At 61.2% G+C, this 13,512-nt stretch carries 17 protein-coding genes and 1 pseudogene; all 18 read right to left on the minus strand.

Annotated elements, in window-relative coordinates:
- Positions 1-2 precede the first annotated feature (2 nt).
- Positions 3-635 carry a DUF2460 domain-containing protein gene (locus DSM110093_RS09155; protein ID WP_243264764.1) on the minus strand — a complete coding sequence of 211 codons (633 nt, stop codon included), beginning with the start codon at positions 633-635 and terminating at the stop codon, positions 3-5.
- Between the two features lie 27 nt (positions 636-662).
- Positions 663-1,322 carry a phage tail tape measure protein gene (locus tag DSM110093_RS09160; RefSeq protein ID WP_243264765.1) on the minus strand — a complete coding sequence of 220 codons (660 nt, stop codon included), beginning with the start codon at positions 1,320-1,322 and terminating at the stop codon, positions 663-665.
- Positions 1,315-1,527 (minus strand): rcc01693 family protein, encoded by a 213-nt coding sequence (locus tag DSM110093_RS09165; RefSeq protein ID WP_243264766.1) that lies wholly within the window; start codon positions 1,525-1,527, stop codon positions 1,315-1,317. Before DSM110093_RS09165 ends, DSM110093_RS09160 begins: the two co-directional genes overlap by 8 nt.
- Complete coding sequence (locus DSM110093_RS09170; RefSeq protein WP_243260776.1) at positions 1,524-1,838, minus strand: gene transfer agent family protein; 315 nt, start codon at positions 1,836-1,838, stop codon at positions 1,524-1,526. The genes DSM110093_RS09165 and DSM110093_RS09170 overlap by 4 nt, the downstream gene beginning before the upstream one ends.
- Positions 1,839-1,840: 2 nt before the next feature.
- Positions 1,841-2,262, minus strand: a pseudogene (locus tag DSM110093_RS09175) (phage major tail protein, TP901-1 family).
- Positions 2,263-2,299: 37 nt separating this feature from the next.
- A complete protein-coding gene (locus tag DSM110093_RS09180) occupies positions 2,300-2,710 on the minus strand; it encodes a DUF3168 domain-containing protein (protein ID WP_243264767.1) in 411 nt (136 codons plus the stop codon).
- On the minus strand, positions 2,707-3,045 hold the full coding sequence (locus DSM110093_RS09185; RefSeq protein ID WP_243264768.1) for a phage head closure protein: 339 nt from the start codon (positions 3,043-3,045) through the stop codon (positions 2,707-2,709). The genes DSM110093_RS09180 and DSM110093_RS09185 overlap by 4 nt, the downstream gene beginning before the upstream one ends.
- Positions 3,042-3,641 carry a head-tail connector protein gene (locus tag DSM110093_RS09190; RefSeq protein ID WP_243264769.1) on the minus strand — a complete coding sequence of 200 codons (600 nt, stop codon included), beginning with the start codon at positions 3,639-3,641 and terminating at the stop codon, positions 3,042-3,044. The genes DSM110093_RS09185 and DSM110093_RS09190 overlap by 4 nt, the downstream gene beginning before the upstream one ends.
- A 167-nt stretch (positions 3,642-3,808) precedes the next feature.
- Complete coding sequence (locus tag DSM110093_RS09195; protein ID WP_243264770.1) at positions 3,809-4,993, minus strand: phage major capsid protein; 1,185 nt, start codon at positions 4,991-4,993, stop codon at positions 3,809-3,811.
- A 26-nt stretch (positions 4,994-5,019) separates the two neighbouring features.
- On the minus strand, positions 5,020-5,628 hold the full coding sequence (locus DSM110093_RS09200; protein ID WP_243267703.1) for an HK97 family phage prohead protease: 609 nt from the start codon (positions 5,626-5,628) through the stop codon (positions 5,020-5,022).
- A gap of 35 nt (positions 5,629-5,663) precedes the next feature.
- On the minus strand, positions 5,664-5,891 hold the full coding sequence (locus DSM110093_RS09205) for a hypothetical protein (protein ID WP_243264771.1): 228 nt from the start codon (positions 5,889-5,891) through the stop codon (positions 5,664-5,666).
- Positions 5,881-7,056, minus strand: a complete 1,176-nt coding sequence (locus DSM110093_RS09210) for a phage portal protein (RefSeq protein WP_243264772.1) — start codon at positions 7,054-7,056, stop codon at positions 5,881-5,883. Before DSM110093_RS09210 ends, DSM110093_RS09205 begins: the two co-directional genes overlap by 11 nt.
- A 129-nt stretch (positions 7,057-7,185) precedes the next feature.
- The gene (locus tag DSM110093_RS09215; protein WP_243267704.1) at positions 7,186-8,412 is read right to left on the minus strand and encodes a terminase family protein; all 1,227 of its coding nucleotides are present in this window, start codon (positions 8,410-8,412) and stop codon (positions 7,186-7,188) included.
- 617 nt (positions 8,413-9,029) lie between these two features.
- Entirely contained in the window at positions 9,030-10,214 is a 1,185-nt protein-coding gene (mltG, locus tag DSM110093_RS09220; protein WP_243264773.1) for an endolytic transglycosylase MltG, read from the minus strand.
- The gene (gene fabF / locus DSM110093_RS09225; RefSeq protein ID WP_243264774.1) at positions 10,215-11,474 is read right to left on the minus strand and encodes a beta-ketoacyl-ACP synthase II; all 1,260 of its coding nucleotides are present in this window, start codon (positions 11,472-11,474) and stop codon (positions 10,215-10,217) included.
- A gap of 155 nt (positions 11,475-11,629) precedes the next feature.
- Positions 11,630-12,163 (minus strand): GNAT family N-acetyltransferase, encoded by a 534-nt coding sequence (locus DSM110093_RS09230; protein ID WP_243264775.1) that lies wholly within the window; start codon positions 12,161-12,163, stop codon positions 11,630-11,632.
- 159 nt (positions 12,164-12,322) lie between these two features.
- A complete protein-coding gene (locus DSM110093_RS09235) occupies positions 12,323-12,556 on the minus strand; it encodes an acyl carrier protein (RefSeq protein ID WP_007119970.1) in 234 nt (77 codons plus the stop codon).
- A 203-nt stretch (positions 12,557-12,759) separates the two neighbouring features.
- A complete protein-coding gene (fabG, locus tag DSM110093_RS09240; protein WP_243264776.1) occupies positions 12,760-13,497 on the minus strand; it encodes a 3-oxoacyl-[acyl-carrier-protein] reductase in 738 nt (245 codons plus the stop codon).
- Positions 13,498-13,512 lie beyond the last annotated feature (15 nt).

Here is a 13,512-nt window from a genome sequence, read left to right on the forward strand (position 1 = left end):
CCTCACACCCGCACCTCGATCACTGGCACGTTCGGCACCTGCCCGGCGTGAAAACTTTCTACCGACGTCAGAATGCGGTCGGTATCAAAACGCACCGGCACATCGAACTCAAATCCCGCAAAAACCTCCATCTCGGGATCAGGCGGGTGGGCAAAGGTAATGATGCCCGTGCTGGCGTCGACCTCATATTCCACACCTTCTTGCAACTCATCCTGCTCCACCCCCACACGCACTGTTCCGACGACCGGTTTGATGATCGGACGGTGGTAGCTCTGCGCGCCCGAACGATAAGTCTTAACGATCTGGAAGCTGGCCGAGGCCCCGTCACCGCGACCAATACTCTGATCATCAAAGGCCACCGGAAGCGCTGCCTTGCCCGACTTGAAGTCGGCCCAATCCTTCCAGCGGAACCCATACATCTGCCCCATACGCGCTTCAAAAAATGCAATCAGTGCTTGAATGTCATCAATGGATCGCATCCCCAACCCTGCATCATAGACACGGCGCGAGTGCGCCCAAGGCGTGTTGCGCTCCTCATAGCCATTGGCCAGTGTCACCACCTCCGTTTGTCGCTGTGGCCCACCGACCGAGCCGAAGCTCAGCGAGGGCGGAAATCTGACGTCGTGAAATTGCATGGTCTGCTCCTCTCGTTCTTCAACGGATCAGCGGTTGCGGTTGCCCGCGCTGAGCGCTCGGCTCACCTGCGCGGCGATTTGGCTTTGGCTGCGTTGAAAGCCCTGCACATCCGGCGTGGTGATGTTCATCACGATAGTGGTAGCCCCCCCGCCCGCACCACGCACACCCAGCTTGCCATCTGCTCCGCGGGCCAGCGGCATGATCGCTTCTGGCCCGGCTTCACCCATGACGCCTGTGCCCCCCCGCATGGGAAAGGCCGTGGCAGAAGTCACCACCCCGCCTTGTGCGAATGGCATGACCTTCCCTTGGGAAAACGGCGCGCCGTTGGCGAAAGGCAATATCCCCTCTACGATCCCGCCCACGCCTTCGCTGATCAGCCCCCCGAAATGGTCCGTAACTGGCCGCATCGCGGCGTTATAGGTCGAGCGGATCATAGAATTGGCCAGATCGGTCAACGCCTCTGAGAGCTTTACGCCGTCAAAAACCACTCCGCCGAACGCGCGCCGCAATCCACGGCTCAGCCCCTGTTCAAGGGCCGCCACGTCTTTACCCGTGGCCGAAAGCGCGCTCTGCATCCGCCGCAATTCCCCGTCGAAACCCGACACCAGACCGCTGGTTTGCGCCAATGTCTCGTTTAGCCCGTCAGCGCGGCCCTCAAGGTTCTCTAAATCTTCGAAATCAGCCATCCTCGACCCCTTTCTTCTTATCCGGGTACGCGGCCATCAGTGCGACCAATCCTTGGCTCAATAGCGGTGGCGCCTCAGCCGAAGGCCCTAACATCAACTGCAGCTCCGCTGGTGTCAGAGCCCAGAATTCCGCCGGGCGCAGGCCCAATCGAGAAAGTCCAACCCGCAGCAACGCCGGCCAATCAAAACCACGCCCATCGCTCACGCTTGCACCGAAAATGCCCGCGCCAACAATTCCGCTGCTGCCCGCGCCGCCGCCATCGGCCCACCCTCAATCCGCGCATGTTCTAGGGTTGCCGCATCCATCACCGTCCCGCCGCCCCTTAGCCCGGCAAGCAGCAACGCCAGAACATCCCGGCTTGAAAAGCGGTTACTCTCGAACCGCTCAACCAATGCCACCAAACTGTCAGCCCCCAACGCGACCTCCAGCTCAGCCAATGCACCGAGGGTGAGCCGCGCCTCATAGCCTTGCCCGTCGATCACCAAACCCACCTCACCGCGCCATGGATTGCTCACGCTCAGCCCGCCACATCGGGGGTAAAGCTCAACTCACCCGCCGATTGGAGGCTCAGTTCAAACGTCGCCTCACCATTTAGCGATCCGGCATATTCCAACGCCGAAACTTGGAAAGGCCCCTGCACTACCCCAAAGTCGGGGATTATGATCTGATAATCCGGTGTCAGACCGTCAAAGAACAGCTGTCGCGCACGTTCGTCCGTGCCCGCATCGCGAACACCCCAGAGCCACTGATTGCCGCCGAGCGCACGCCCGCCCCCACCAGCAACTCCCGCCAACCCCCGCTGGAATCGAGCGACGTCACATCGACCGTTTCCGCGTTAAAACTCACCCGTTTGGCCCGTAGCCCGGCGATCGTTTCAAACTGACCGTCGCTGGTCATGTCCACTTTGACCAAAAGGTCTTTGCCCGCTTGAACTGCCATCTCTCTCTCCTCGCAACTAACTTGAAACTGTGAAGCCTTATGCGTCCGCGAGCCGCGCGCGGAACTGAAGGTCGATCTGCCTGCCAGCGGCTCCATCGATCCGCCGCGCTGTGGCTTTTTGGAAAGCCATATCAACGATATGGCCGCGGCTAAGCACGGGCACTGACCCATGTAGCAGGTCGCAAATCACCGAAGCAACATTCTTGACTGTTACGAATCCCGGCGCGCTTGTGACCACCGACACGACAAAACGATGCTCCGCACCCGCGCCGTCAGGGTCAGAGGCGTCTTTTGCCGTCTCTTTGCCAAGCAGCACATAGGTTTCGGGCAAGTCTCCCCCCGGCAACGCGTCAAAAACCGCAGCGCCGATTAACGTCGTTAGCCCCTGATCATTCTGCAAAAGATTATAAACCGCAGCCTGCAAAACCCCTGAAAGTGCATAGGTCATACCGCAACCTCCTCATTGGCAAAGCAGGTCAGATAACATCCGCCAACATCGTGATCGGCCACCGCGCGGATCACGAAAATCCGTGTGCCATCGCGAAACCGCTGCTCTGCAGTGGGCCGCTCGACCGATCCAAGGGGGGCCGCGCGAACTGTGATTTTGAACCCAGTCCGGCTGATCGCCAGCCCGCCTTTCACGGCCTCACGCCCCGTACGCGCGCGCACCTCGGCCCATAGGGTTCCTAGCGGTTCCCAGACCTCAGTATATCCCCCCGCGCCGTCGTTTGCCCGTTGCGGTGCCTCTAACACCAACATGCGGTTCAGATGCGGCCGGCTCATGCCGCGCCCCCAAAACCAACCCGCACCCGACGATACCGTTCAATCAGGCTGCTCACGCCGAAGGGCATACAGCCTTCACCAAACGCCGTGTCATCGCGGTATTCATAGTAATGCGCCGCAAGAAGCATTACCGCTTGGGCCAGATCACTTGGCAGGCTTTCCCAATCAGGCCCCATCCCGGCGTCAAAGTTGATCAGCGCTGCCCCGGCGCTCGGAATGCGCGGAAGGGCCGCCGTGCTACTGCGCAATCGAGGTGCCTGAGCATCGCGTTCCAGCCAATAGCGACCGGGGTCAACAAGCGCTTCCGTCCCATCCCGCGCCACCAAGGCGAGCTGGGCGATCTCCTGCACTGGTGCCACGGGCAAGACCTGTGCCGCTGCATCACGCCAGAATGTCAACGAAAGCGCAAACCGCCGCGTGATCAGCACCTTTCCCGTGCGCGCCTCGACCGCCGCCATCGCGGCACGTAGGAAGCTGCGCAACACCGGGTCTTGAAGACCGTCCTGTCCAAAACCGCTGCCCGCACGCAAATGCATTCTGAAGGCTTCCATCGGCAACACCGCATCGGGAACATTTGTTTCTTCGATCAACATCATCGAACGTCTCCAAAATTTGGCCCCTCGCCCCTTCGGGGCCACTCGCTCAGTCCCGGACGTACACCGGTTGCATTGCTCGGTTGGAGGGGAGCAGCTAGACAACACAACCACGCTGGCGCACGTCCGGACCGGGGCCAAGTTGCCCCGGCCCCGGCTTCAGCACCGGCTTACGCCAGGCCGAATTTCATCAGCTTGATCGCCGCGAAATCGCTCACGTCGCCGCCGACACGTTTGGTCGCGTAAAACAGCACATGCGGTTTGGCGCTGAACGGATCGCGTAGGATGCGCAGGTCCGGACGCTCGGCGACCGTATAGCCCGCCGCGAAATCACCGAAAGCGATTGACATGGAATCCGCAGCCGGATCAGGCATGTCCTCGGCCACCAGCACTGGATAGCCCATCAACCGCGCAGGCTCACCCGCCGCCAGCCCGTCCGACCACAAGAACCGCCCATCGGTGTCCTTCAGCTTGCGCACCTTCGCCGTGGTCTTGGAATTCATCACGAAAACCGCGTTCTTGCGATAGGCCGCACCGAGCGCATAAACCAACTCGACAATCGCATCCGCCTCAGGGTTGGCATTGGTGCCGCTGGCGACATAGCCTAGATTGCCCCAACCCCATGTCTCATCATCGACAATTGGATGGCTCAGAAAACCGGTGGGTTTGTCGATGCCATCCCCGCTGACAAAGGCCGCCGCCTCAGCCCGCGCGAACTTATCGGCGATACGCCCCGCCAGCCAACCTTCAATGTCAAAGGCGCTGTCATCCAGCAGCCGCTGGCTCGCCTTCGGCAGCGCGCTCAACTCATGCAATGGCACGGTGATCCGGTCGATCTGCGGCGTGTCCGTCTCGGCCTGTGCGCCACTTTCCGTGGCCCAACCGGCCCCCACATCAGCATGGTCGACCAGCACGTCATAAGACGTCGCCTCAACCTGCACCACCGCCGCAATCGCGCGGATTGATGCGCCCGAATTCAGAACCGATTGCACGCGCTCCGATGTCTGCGGATCCACCAGATAGCCGCCATCCGAGTTCACCGCCGTCGACATCGATTTGCCGTCCAGTTCCAGCCCCCGCAGCGCGTCATCGTCGCCGTTGCGCAGATAGGCATCAAACGCCTTTTTATGCGGCGCATCGTGGTCGATCCCGCCCCCAAGGGGGCTGCGGGCAGGCAGGGTCATCTTGCGGTCCATCATGGCAATTCGCTCTTCTGATTGTTGAAGTTTCGTATTGATCTCGGCCCGAAAGCCATTGAAGTCACTGACAAAACCACTCACGGCCTGTCGCACTTCCTCCGCCGGGGACAGGTCTGCGCCTGACTTCGTGCTGACGTTTGCATCGCTCTTGCTCATCACATTTTCCTCTGTTGTTGTGCAGATCACTGATCGGCCTCGCGCTTCATCTCGACCCGCGCCTCTTCAAAGGCCGCAGCGATCTCGCACAGAACCTCACCGACGGCTCTGAACTCGCCCTTGGCCGCGACCCGCGCCGTAGGCAGCATCGGAAAGGTTACCAGCGACACTTCCCAAAGCTCCAATTCCGACAAAAGCCGCTGGCCCTTGGTGTTCTTGCCCGCCTTCACGGTGCGGTAACCGATGCTCAACCCATCAATCGCACCAGCTTCAATCAGCGCCGCCGCCTCCCGGCCCCGCGCCACGCTGCTCAGGAGTCGCCCCTTGACCCAGAGCCCACGCTTGTCCTCGCGCACCTCGTCCCAAACGCCGATGGGCTGCGCCGGATCATGCTGCCAAAGCATCTTGATGCTGCGCCCGGCGGATTTGGCGCGCGTGAGGCAGGCCGCATAGGCCCCCGCCTCGACCAAATCGCCACCTTGATCCGCCGCACCAAAGAGGCTCGCATAGCCGCTGATCTCAACCCCGCCATCAACCTCGGCCACGCGGCCAAGCTTGGCGAACTTATGCTCCAGCCCCGCCGCCCCGGTAGACAAAGCTTCCCCGTTCCCCGGCCAAGCACCGGGGTCAATCATCTGATAACCCATTGTATTTCCTCTTGTTCAGCCCGCTACGGCGCCACCACCAAAAAGGATTGCACCGCCTGTGCCAAGATCACCGCCACCACGCCGTAAACCGTCAGCCACAACCGCCGCTCCAGCCGTTCCACCATCTGCTCGATCCGGTCAAACCGCATCTGCATGTTCTCGCGGTGTACCGCGCTGATGGTCTCATGCGCCTGCAACCGCAGCCCCGGCGCACATTCAAACCGCTCAATCTCCCGAGGTTCATGCATCATCCGCCACCACCGGCAGCCCCAACAGGCTGCGCTTTTCCGCGTCGGTCAGAAACTCCGCCGCCGACACCCGCGCCCATTGCGCGTCCCGCTCCGCCGACAGCGCTGGCACCTGATCGAGGTCCGGCTTCAAACTCACAGCCTCGCCCAAATATCCGCTTAGCCACTCCGCCAGCGCCGCCGTCACCCGTGTCGCCAGCGGCAGCACGGTCAGGCGATAGAACGCCCGATGCGCCTCTTGGTAATTGGCATAGGTCGCATCCCCCTGAACCCCGATCAGCATCGGCGGCACCCCAAAGGCGAGCGCAATCTCCCGCGCCGCACTCTCCTTGGTTTTCTGGAATTCCATATCCGAGGGCGAAAACCCCATCGGTTTCCAGTCAAGCCCACCTTCCAGCAACATCGGTCGCCCCGCATTGCGCGCGCCCTGATGATGGCTCTCCATCTCGCTCACCAGCCGGTCATACTGATCCTCGCTCAGCTTGCCCTGCCCCTCGGCCCCGCGATAGACAATCGCCCCCGAAGGCCGCGCCGCGTTATCAAGCAGCGCCTTCGACCAACGGCTCGCGGCGTTATGCACATCCATCGCCATCGCCGCCGCCTGCATCGGGCTAAAGCCATAGTGATCGTCCTGCGGGTGAAAATTCCGAATATGACAAACCGGCGTCACCGCCCCGCTGGCGTCAAAGCGATGCTTGCGCCCGCCCACCGCATATTCATAGGCCACCGGCCATCCATCCGCCCCCGGCACCACGCTCATCCGGTCCGAGCGCAGCACATGTAGCTCGACCGGCACACCACCCTCGCCGCCGACAGCCTCGACATAGCCATCGCCGCTCAACAGCATCTGACCATACAGCGCCTCAAGCAACTCTGCCCGGCCTTGCCCCGCATTCGGGCGGCGCATCAATTCCATCAGCGGGTGTTCGTCATAGCGCCGCGCCGCGTCCTGCACGACCAGCGGCAGCGCCGCCGCCGCCTCGGCAATCAGCTTGACCGAGCGAAACCCAACCGGATTACCGCAAAAGCCTGAGCGCGTCAGGCTGACACTGTCCCGCGGGCTCCATGCAACGCGACCTGAGGTTTGATAGGCCACGACAGGCCCGGTCGCCGAAGCTTTCTGCTCAACCGCCTCAGCCGCGCCGCGCCGTAGAAAATCGAATACCATCTGTCGCTCCTCATTCTGCTCGGCCTTGGCTGCGGCCTGTGCCCCATGCTGCTCGGCGTTGTCAGACTTTCTCAATAAAATGTTAAAGGCCGGGTAACCGACCGCGAGCTCCCCTGCGCAACGCCCGCCCTACAGGCTCCGCACCCCCGGACTACGCCAAACCGACGCAGGCTCGATCATCAGCTCATGCAGCGCCCAGACCAGCGCATCGACCCGATCCGGGCTGCCCTTGCCCTCGTATCCCCGCGCCGTCATCAGACACATCTGATCCTCCAGCGCATCCAGCCCCGGCAAATGGCTCACCCGCCCCTGCTCATAAAGCGCCGCCACCGGCTCTGCCCGCGCGACCTTGCCCCGCGCCGCATGCACGGTCTTAAGCGACACCAGCGGATCAACCTGCCGCAACACCTCTGAAACCAATTGCCCCCCTTGGTTCACCTCGGCCACCAACCGATCCGCCCCATAACGTGTCATCGACGCAATCGCCGCCTGCGCCCAACCGTTGGGCGTGGCCCCCTGCACCGTGCAATCGGCCAATACCACCGCCCGCCAATCCTGCGGCGGCCCCTTGGTCTGTGCCCCTACCACAACGATCCCACATTCATCCGACCCTGCGCCGCTGGTCGTCGCCGGGTCCAAGCCCACCACGATCCGGTCCAGTTCCGGCGCTTCTCGCACCCGTCCAGCCTCTAGCAAAGCTGACGTCCACAGCGCCCCCTCTGCATCCGCCAGCAAGACCCCATCCAACTCTTGCCGCCCCAGCCGTGTCCCGCGATAGCGCGCCCGCACTTCTTCCAAAAAAGAACCCGCCAAGTTCGCCGCATTGGCCTCTGTCGGCGCATGGGTCGTCACCGTCGAAGGCGCAGCCAAAAGCGCCTTCAACACATCCACATTGCGCGGCGTCGTGGTGACACAAACCTGAGGCCGCTCCCCCAAGCGCAGCGCAAATTGCAACTGATCCCAAGCCTCCTGCCCGCGTTTCCATTTCGCCAGTTCATCCACCCAAGCCCCATCAAACTGCGGCCCGCGCAGCCCTTCGGGATCATGCGCCGTATGCACCGTGGCGATGGCTCCATTCGGCCAAACCAACCGCTTGCGCGTCGCCTCCCAATCCGGCCGCCGACCCGGCGGGCTACAGGCCAGTATCCCGCTGTCGCCAAAAATCATCACCTCGCGCACCTGCTCAATGGTCTCGCCCACGAGCGCCACGCGGCTACACGCGCCCGCATCCAACGGCCTACTCCCTTCAACCTTGCTGCGCACCCATTCAGCCCCGGCGCGCGTCTTACCCGCACCGCGCCCGCCCATGATCACCCATGTCCGCCAATCCCCCTCAGGCGGCAGTTGATGGTCCAACGCCCAGAACTCGAACAAAAAAGGGAGAGCCAGAAGCTCTCCCTCATCTAGGTCATTCAGAAACTGCGCCTGGGTCAGAGCATCGGCGCAGGCGATCCAGCTTGCACCCGATGTCAGCCCGCGCTTTGTCCATGTCGAGGGCATAGCCCCCGCGCGCGATTCCAGCTTGTCGGTTTCGACAGTCATTCAGCGTGTTCTCCGCTTTCAGGCAATGCGCCAGCAAACCCGCCACTTTGGACGTGTTGCCAGACACCGCAGTTTCCTTGAGTTCCCCCCCGGACCGGGTCTGTTCCGTCAGACCTTCGATTTCCCGACGCAGTGCGCCGATTGCTTCTTGAAGACCTCGCAGGATGTCTGCGCTGTCTTGCGTCTCTTGCTCCGGGGTAATTATCGTCATCGCTTTACCTCTCGTTGGTTATCCCCAACCGAGCAGGCACAAAAAAACGACCGCCGGGTCACCCCGGGGCGTTCGCCCATGTCTTCTAGCGTGACACAAGTCCTACGTCAGACCGTGCGCAAAGTCAAGAAAAACTGTGTTAACAAGACCTTACGCCACCGCGCGAAGAACCCATCGGCAAGCAAAAACCCCGCTGTTTCCAGCGGGGTCTCTAGTCGTTTCAGTTACCACCTGTCGAGGCATTCCCGGCCGCTTCCGCGCCGCGCTCAGCCTCGATCTGACGCCAGCGCGCCACGTTGCGGTTATGCTCATCCAAGGTCTCAGCAAAGGCGTGCCCCCCGGTGCCATCCGCCACGAAGAAGACGAAATCCGTCTCTGCCGGTTGCGCCGCGGCCATCAGGCTCGCGCGGCCCGGATTGGCGATGGGGGTGGGTGGCAGCCCGTCGATCACATAGGTGTTCCACGGCGTTTCTGCCCGCAGTTCCGAACGGCGCAGCCCGCGGCCCAACACGCCCTTACCCTCGGTCACACCATAGATCACCGTCGGGTCCGTTTGCAGACGCATGCCTTGGTTCAGACGGTTCACGAAAACGCTCGCCACCTGCTCCCGCTCCGCCGCGACGCCGGTTTCCTTCTCGATGATCGACGCAAGGATAAGCAGTTCCTCCGGCGTCTCAATGGGCAGATCAGCATCGCGTGCTTCAAAGGCTTCCGCCAACAGCACCTGCTGCGCCGCCGCCATCCGCGCGACCACCTCAGCTCGATCATCGCCCGGACGCACCTCATAGCTGTCAGGCGCAAGGCTGCCCTCGGCGGGCAACTCTTCAACGTCACCGGACAACTGATCCACCTGCTTGAGCGCCTCAACCACCTGCCAGCTTGTCACACCTTCGGCCAGCGCCACACGAAACCGCGTGTCGTTCTTGCCCGAGATTTCGGTATAGGCTTCGGGTGTTTCTTCCGCGCCCGGCGTGAATTCCGCACGCTCAACAAACCGGCTTGTCACAGGATCCAACTCACGGACCTGCACGCTCACGCGGTTCACGCCCACGCGGTACACAACTTCGGTGCCGCAGGTGCTGGCTCCGCCTTGGGTCACGACATCAACAATCCCCTGCATCGACGTACCGGGCTGCACAAGAAAGCTGCCCGCCTTCAGGCTGCTCGACTTATCTTCATAATCCGCACCCATGCGAAAGATTGCAGGCGAAGAAACCGCGCCCTGCTCCTCAAGGCTCTGGCTCACCTGCCGCATGTTCGAGCCGCGCTCGACCTGCACGCAGATGGCCTGATCCAATGGCCCTTCAGAGACATACTCCGACTTGCCCCAAAGGATGATTCCCCCAAGCAGAAACAGGCCGACCAACAGAAACGTCACGGCGTTAGAGGCGATATGACGCCACATTTAGCGGACTTTCCCGAACAGTACCGATGCGTTTGTGCCGCCAAAGCCGAACGAATTGCTCAGCGCGATGTCAATCTTGCGCTCAACCTTTTTGTTCGGTGCAAGATCAATCGGGGTTTCGACCGCTGGGTTATCAAGGTTAATCGTCGGCGGGGCCACCTGATCGCGGATCGCCAACATGCAGAAGATCGCCTCAATCGCGCCCGCAGCCCCCAAAAGGTGCCCGGTGGCGGATTTGGTAGAGGACATGGTGACCTTGTCCGCCGCATCGCCCATCAAACGCTCAACCGCTCCCAACTCGATGGTGTCGGCCATGGTCGAGGTGCCATGCGCGTTGATGTAATCCACATCCTTGGGCTCAAGACCCGCGTTCTTCAACGCCGCGCGCATAGAGCGTTCGCCACCTTCGCCGTCTTCCGACGGTGCCGTGATGTGATGCGCGTCGCCCGACAGGCCATAGCCCAGCACTTCGGCATAGATCTTGCCACCGCGCGCCTTGGCGTGCTCATATTCTTCCAAGACCACGATGCCCGCGCCCTCACCCATGACGAAACCGTCGCGGTCCACATCATAGGGGCGGCTGGCTTTCTTGGGGTCGTCGCCGCGTTTGGTCGACAGCGCCTTACAGGCGTTAAAGCCCGCCATGCCGATCTCACAGATCGCCGCCTCTGCGCCGCCTGCAATCATCACATCCGCATCGCCGTATTTAATCAGACGCGCCGCGTCACCGATGGCATGGGCCCCGGTGGAACAGGCGGTCACGACCGAATGGTTCGGCCCCTTAAACCCATAGCGGATCGACACCTGACCCGAGATCAAGTTGATCAACGCGCCGGGCACAAAGAACGGGCTTACGCGGCGCGGACCCTTTTCGGCCATCATCACGGCGGTATTGGCAATGGAGTTCAATCCACCGATGCCCGAGCCGATCAAAACGCCAGTGCGCTCCTGATCTTCTTTCTCGGTCGGCAACCAACCCGAATCCTCAACCGCCTGCTGGGCAGCGGCCATGCCGAACAGAATAAATGTATCGACCTTACGCTGCTCTTTCGGCTCCATGTATTTATTGGCGTCAAAGGTGCCATCGCTGCCATCGCCCAAAGGCACTTCGCAGGCATATTGCGTGACCAACTTGCTGGGATCGAACCCGGTGATCGGCCCGGCCCCGGATTGCCCATCAAGGATCCGTGTCCAGCTTTCTTCCACACCGTCCGCGAGCGGGGTAACCAAACCCAAACCCGTTACTACAACTCTGCGCATCTTAGTGCCCCTTGCCGATAATCTCTCGGCGAACCTCTTACCCTGCAAAAGCGTGTAGGCACAAGCATATCGGCGGTGGCCCGCAGGCATAGCACAAAAACGCCGATCCCTAGATTTATGCGGCTATTGCCCCGAATGGAGGGGACCGCGTAGGCTCATCCCGGGGGACCGCGCCGGGTTAACAAATGTACAGGGCCGCCCTTGGCGCTTGCCTCACGTAACGGCTGATATCCAAGCGCACTGGCGATCCGCAGTGCCGCTTCGTTCTTGGCAGAGATCACACAAACCGTCCGACCCGTGATGACCCGATCAAACCACTCATGCGCCGCCCGCGCTGCCTCAGCGCCCAAGCGTTGATCCTGTGCCTGTGGGGCCAACAGCAACCGGGCTTCGGGGTAAGTATCGAAATCCTCACCGAAATTCCGCGAACCAAAGACGAAGCCAGTCTGCCCCAGCATCTCTCTTTGCCGATGAAGCTGCACCGCCCACTGCCCGAACCCCGTGATCTGCCAATGCCCGGCATTGCGTAAAAACGCATCCCAAGACTGCGCTTTCGCCCGCGGCCGATCAAGTATCCGATCTGCCACATCTGGCATCGCCCAAATCTCTGCGTAACGCTCAAAATCCTCGGCACGCATGGCACGCAGGGTCAGTCTGGCAGTGTTCATTGTCGGGATCGTTCGGGACATGGGGTGAATTGCCTTCACGCTTGAAACTTCTTAGCGCAGACATGCGGCCTGCACGCCATAGGAACAAGCCCACCCCGATATCCAAAATAAAAACGGCGTCATTCCGCTAGGAACAACGCCGTCTTAAAATCTCAATTCTGCCAGTTGCCCGGCAAGCCCTTAGGAGGCTTCTTTGATGAACTTAACCGCATCGCCAACGGTTTGAATGTTCTCAGCGGCGTCATCGGGGATCTCGATGCCGAACTCTTCTTCGAACGCCATCACCAGTTCCACGGTGTCAAGGCTGTCTGCGCCGAGATCGTCGATGAACGACGCATTCTCAGTCACTTTTTCCTCTTCCACGCTCAGGTGTTCCACAACGATCTTTTTCACGCGGTCTGCGACGTCGCTCATAATAAGTCCTCATGTCTTCGGGCCATTAAAGGCCCCTTTTGGTTTCCGCCCGCCGATGATCAGCGTTTGGAGGATGCCCCAAAAGGGGCGGCTATTATCCTTGTTCGCACAAGGCGTAGGGGGCAATCAAGCACCCTTCGTTTCGATTCTGCGCCCCCTTTAGCACATGCCGAAGGCTTGGCAAACGCTATTGCGGCGCAGGGTCACAACATGGCCATACCACCGTTCACATGCAAGGTGGTCCCTGTCACATAAGCGGCCTCGGCACTGGAAAGATAGACCACGGCGGCGGCAATCTCATCCGGGTCGCCCATGCGGCCTGCGGGAATTTGCCCCATGATTCCAGACTTTTGCTCGTCCGTCAGCTTATCCGTCATCGCCGTGGTGATAAAGCCCGGAGCCACGGCATTCACCGTGATCCCACGGCTCGCAACCTCATAGGCAAGCGATTTGGACATGCCGACAACACCCGCTTTGGAGGCCGCGTAGTTCGCCTGACCGGGGTTACCGGTGGCCCCTACCACGCTTGAGATGTTCACGATCCGGCCCCAACGCGCCTTCATCATCCCGCGCATCACGCCTTTGCACAGCTTGAAGGTCGCGGTGAGGTTCACGTTCAGCACCGAATTCCATTCGTCATCCGACATCCGCATGAACAAGTTGTCGCGGGTGATCCCCGCGTTATTCACCAGAATATCGACCGACCCCATCGCCTCGGCCGCCTGTTTCGGAAGCGCGTCGACGGCCTCCATGTCGCTCAGGTTACAAGGCAGCACATGCGCCCGCTCGCCCAATTCGGCCTTCAACGCTTCCAGCGGTTCGGTCCGCGTGCCTGACAGCCCCACAGTCGCGCCTTGGGCGTGCAGCTTGCGGGCGATATCGGCACCAATGCCACCAGACGCGCCGGTGATGAGGGCATTCTTTCCTGTAAGATGGAACATATGTCTTCCTTTATC

It is taken from the genome of Sulfitobacter sp. DSM 110093 (assembly GCF_022788715.1).
In the GTDB taxonomy this organism is placed as follows: Bacteria; Pseudomonadota; Alphaproteobacteria; order Rhodobacterales; family Rhodobacteraceae; genus Sulfitobacter.

Bases quoted from the DNA above. Each gene is read 5' to 3' on its own strand.
- DSM110093_RS09155 (WP_243264764.1), bottom strand. From the start codon at position 635: ATGCAATTTCACGACGTCAGATTTCCGCCCTCGCTGAGCTTCGGCTCG.
- DSM110093_RS09160 (WP_243264765.1), bottom strand. From the start codon at position 1,322: ATGGCTGATTTCGAAGATTTAGAGAACCTTGAGGGCCGCGCTGACGGG.
- DSM110093_RS09180 (WP_243264767.1), bottom strand. From the start codon at position 2,710: ATGACCTATGCACTTTCAGGGGTTTTGCAGGCTGCGGTTTATAATCTT.
- DSM110093_RS09185 (WP_243264768.1), bottom strand. From the start codon at position 3,045: ATGAGCCGGCCGCATCTGAACCGCATGTTGGTGTTAGAGGCACCGCAA.
- DSM110093_RS09190 (WP_243264769.1), bottom strand. From the start codon at position 3,641: ATGATGTTGATCGAAGAAACAAATGTTCCCGATGCGGTGTTGCCGATG.
- DSM110093_RS09195 (WP_243264770.1), bottom strand. From the start codon at position 4,993: ATGAGCAAGAGCGATGCAAACGTCAGCACGAAGTCAGGCGCAGACCTG.
- DSM110093_RS09200 (WP_243267703.1), bottom strand. From the start codon at position 5,628: ATGATTGACCCCGGTGCTTGGCCGGGGAACGGGGAAGCTTTGTCTACC.
- DSM110093_RS09205 (WP_243264771.1), bottom strand. From the start codon at position 5,891: ATGATGCATGAACCTCGGGAGATTGAGCGGTTTGAATGTGCGCCGGGG.
- DSM110093_RS09210 (WP_243264772.1), bottom strand. From the start codon at position 7,056: ATGGTATTCGATTTTCTACGGCGCGGCGCGGCTGAGGCGGTTGAGCAG.
- mltG (WP_243264773.1), bottom strand. From the start codon at position 10,214: ATGTGGCGTCATATCGCCTCTAACGCCGTGACGTTTCTGTTGGTCGGC.
- fabF (WP_243264774.1), bottom strand. From the start codon at position 11,474: ATGCGCAGAGTTGTAGTAACGGGTTTGGGTTTGGTTACCCCGCTCGCG.
- DSM110093_RS09230 (WP_243264775.1), bottom strand. From the start codon at position 12,163: ATGTCCCGAACGATCCCGACAATGAACACTGCCAGACTGACCCTGCGT.
- DSM110093_RS09235 (WP_007119970.1), bottom strand. From the start codon at position 12,556: ATGAGCGACGTCGCAGACCGCGTGAAAAAGATCGTTGTGGAACACCTG.
- fabG (WP_243264776.1), bottom strand. From the start codon at position 13,497: ATGTTCCATCTTACAGGAAAGAATGCCCTCATCACCGGCGCGTCTGGT.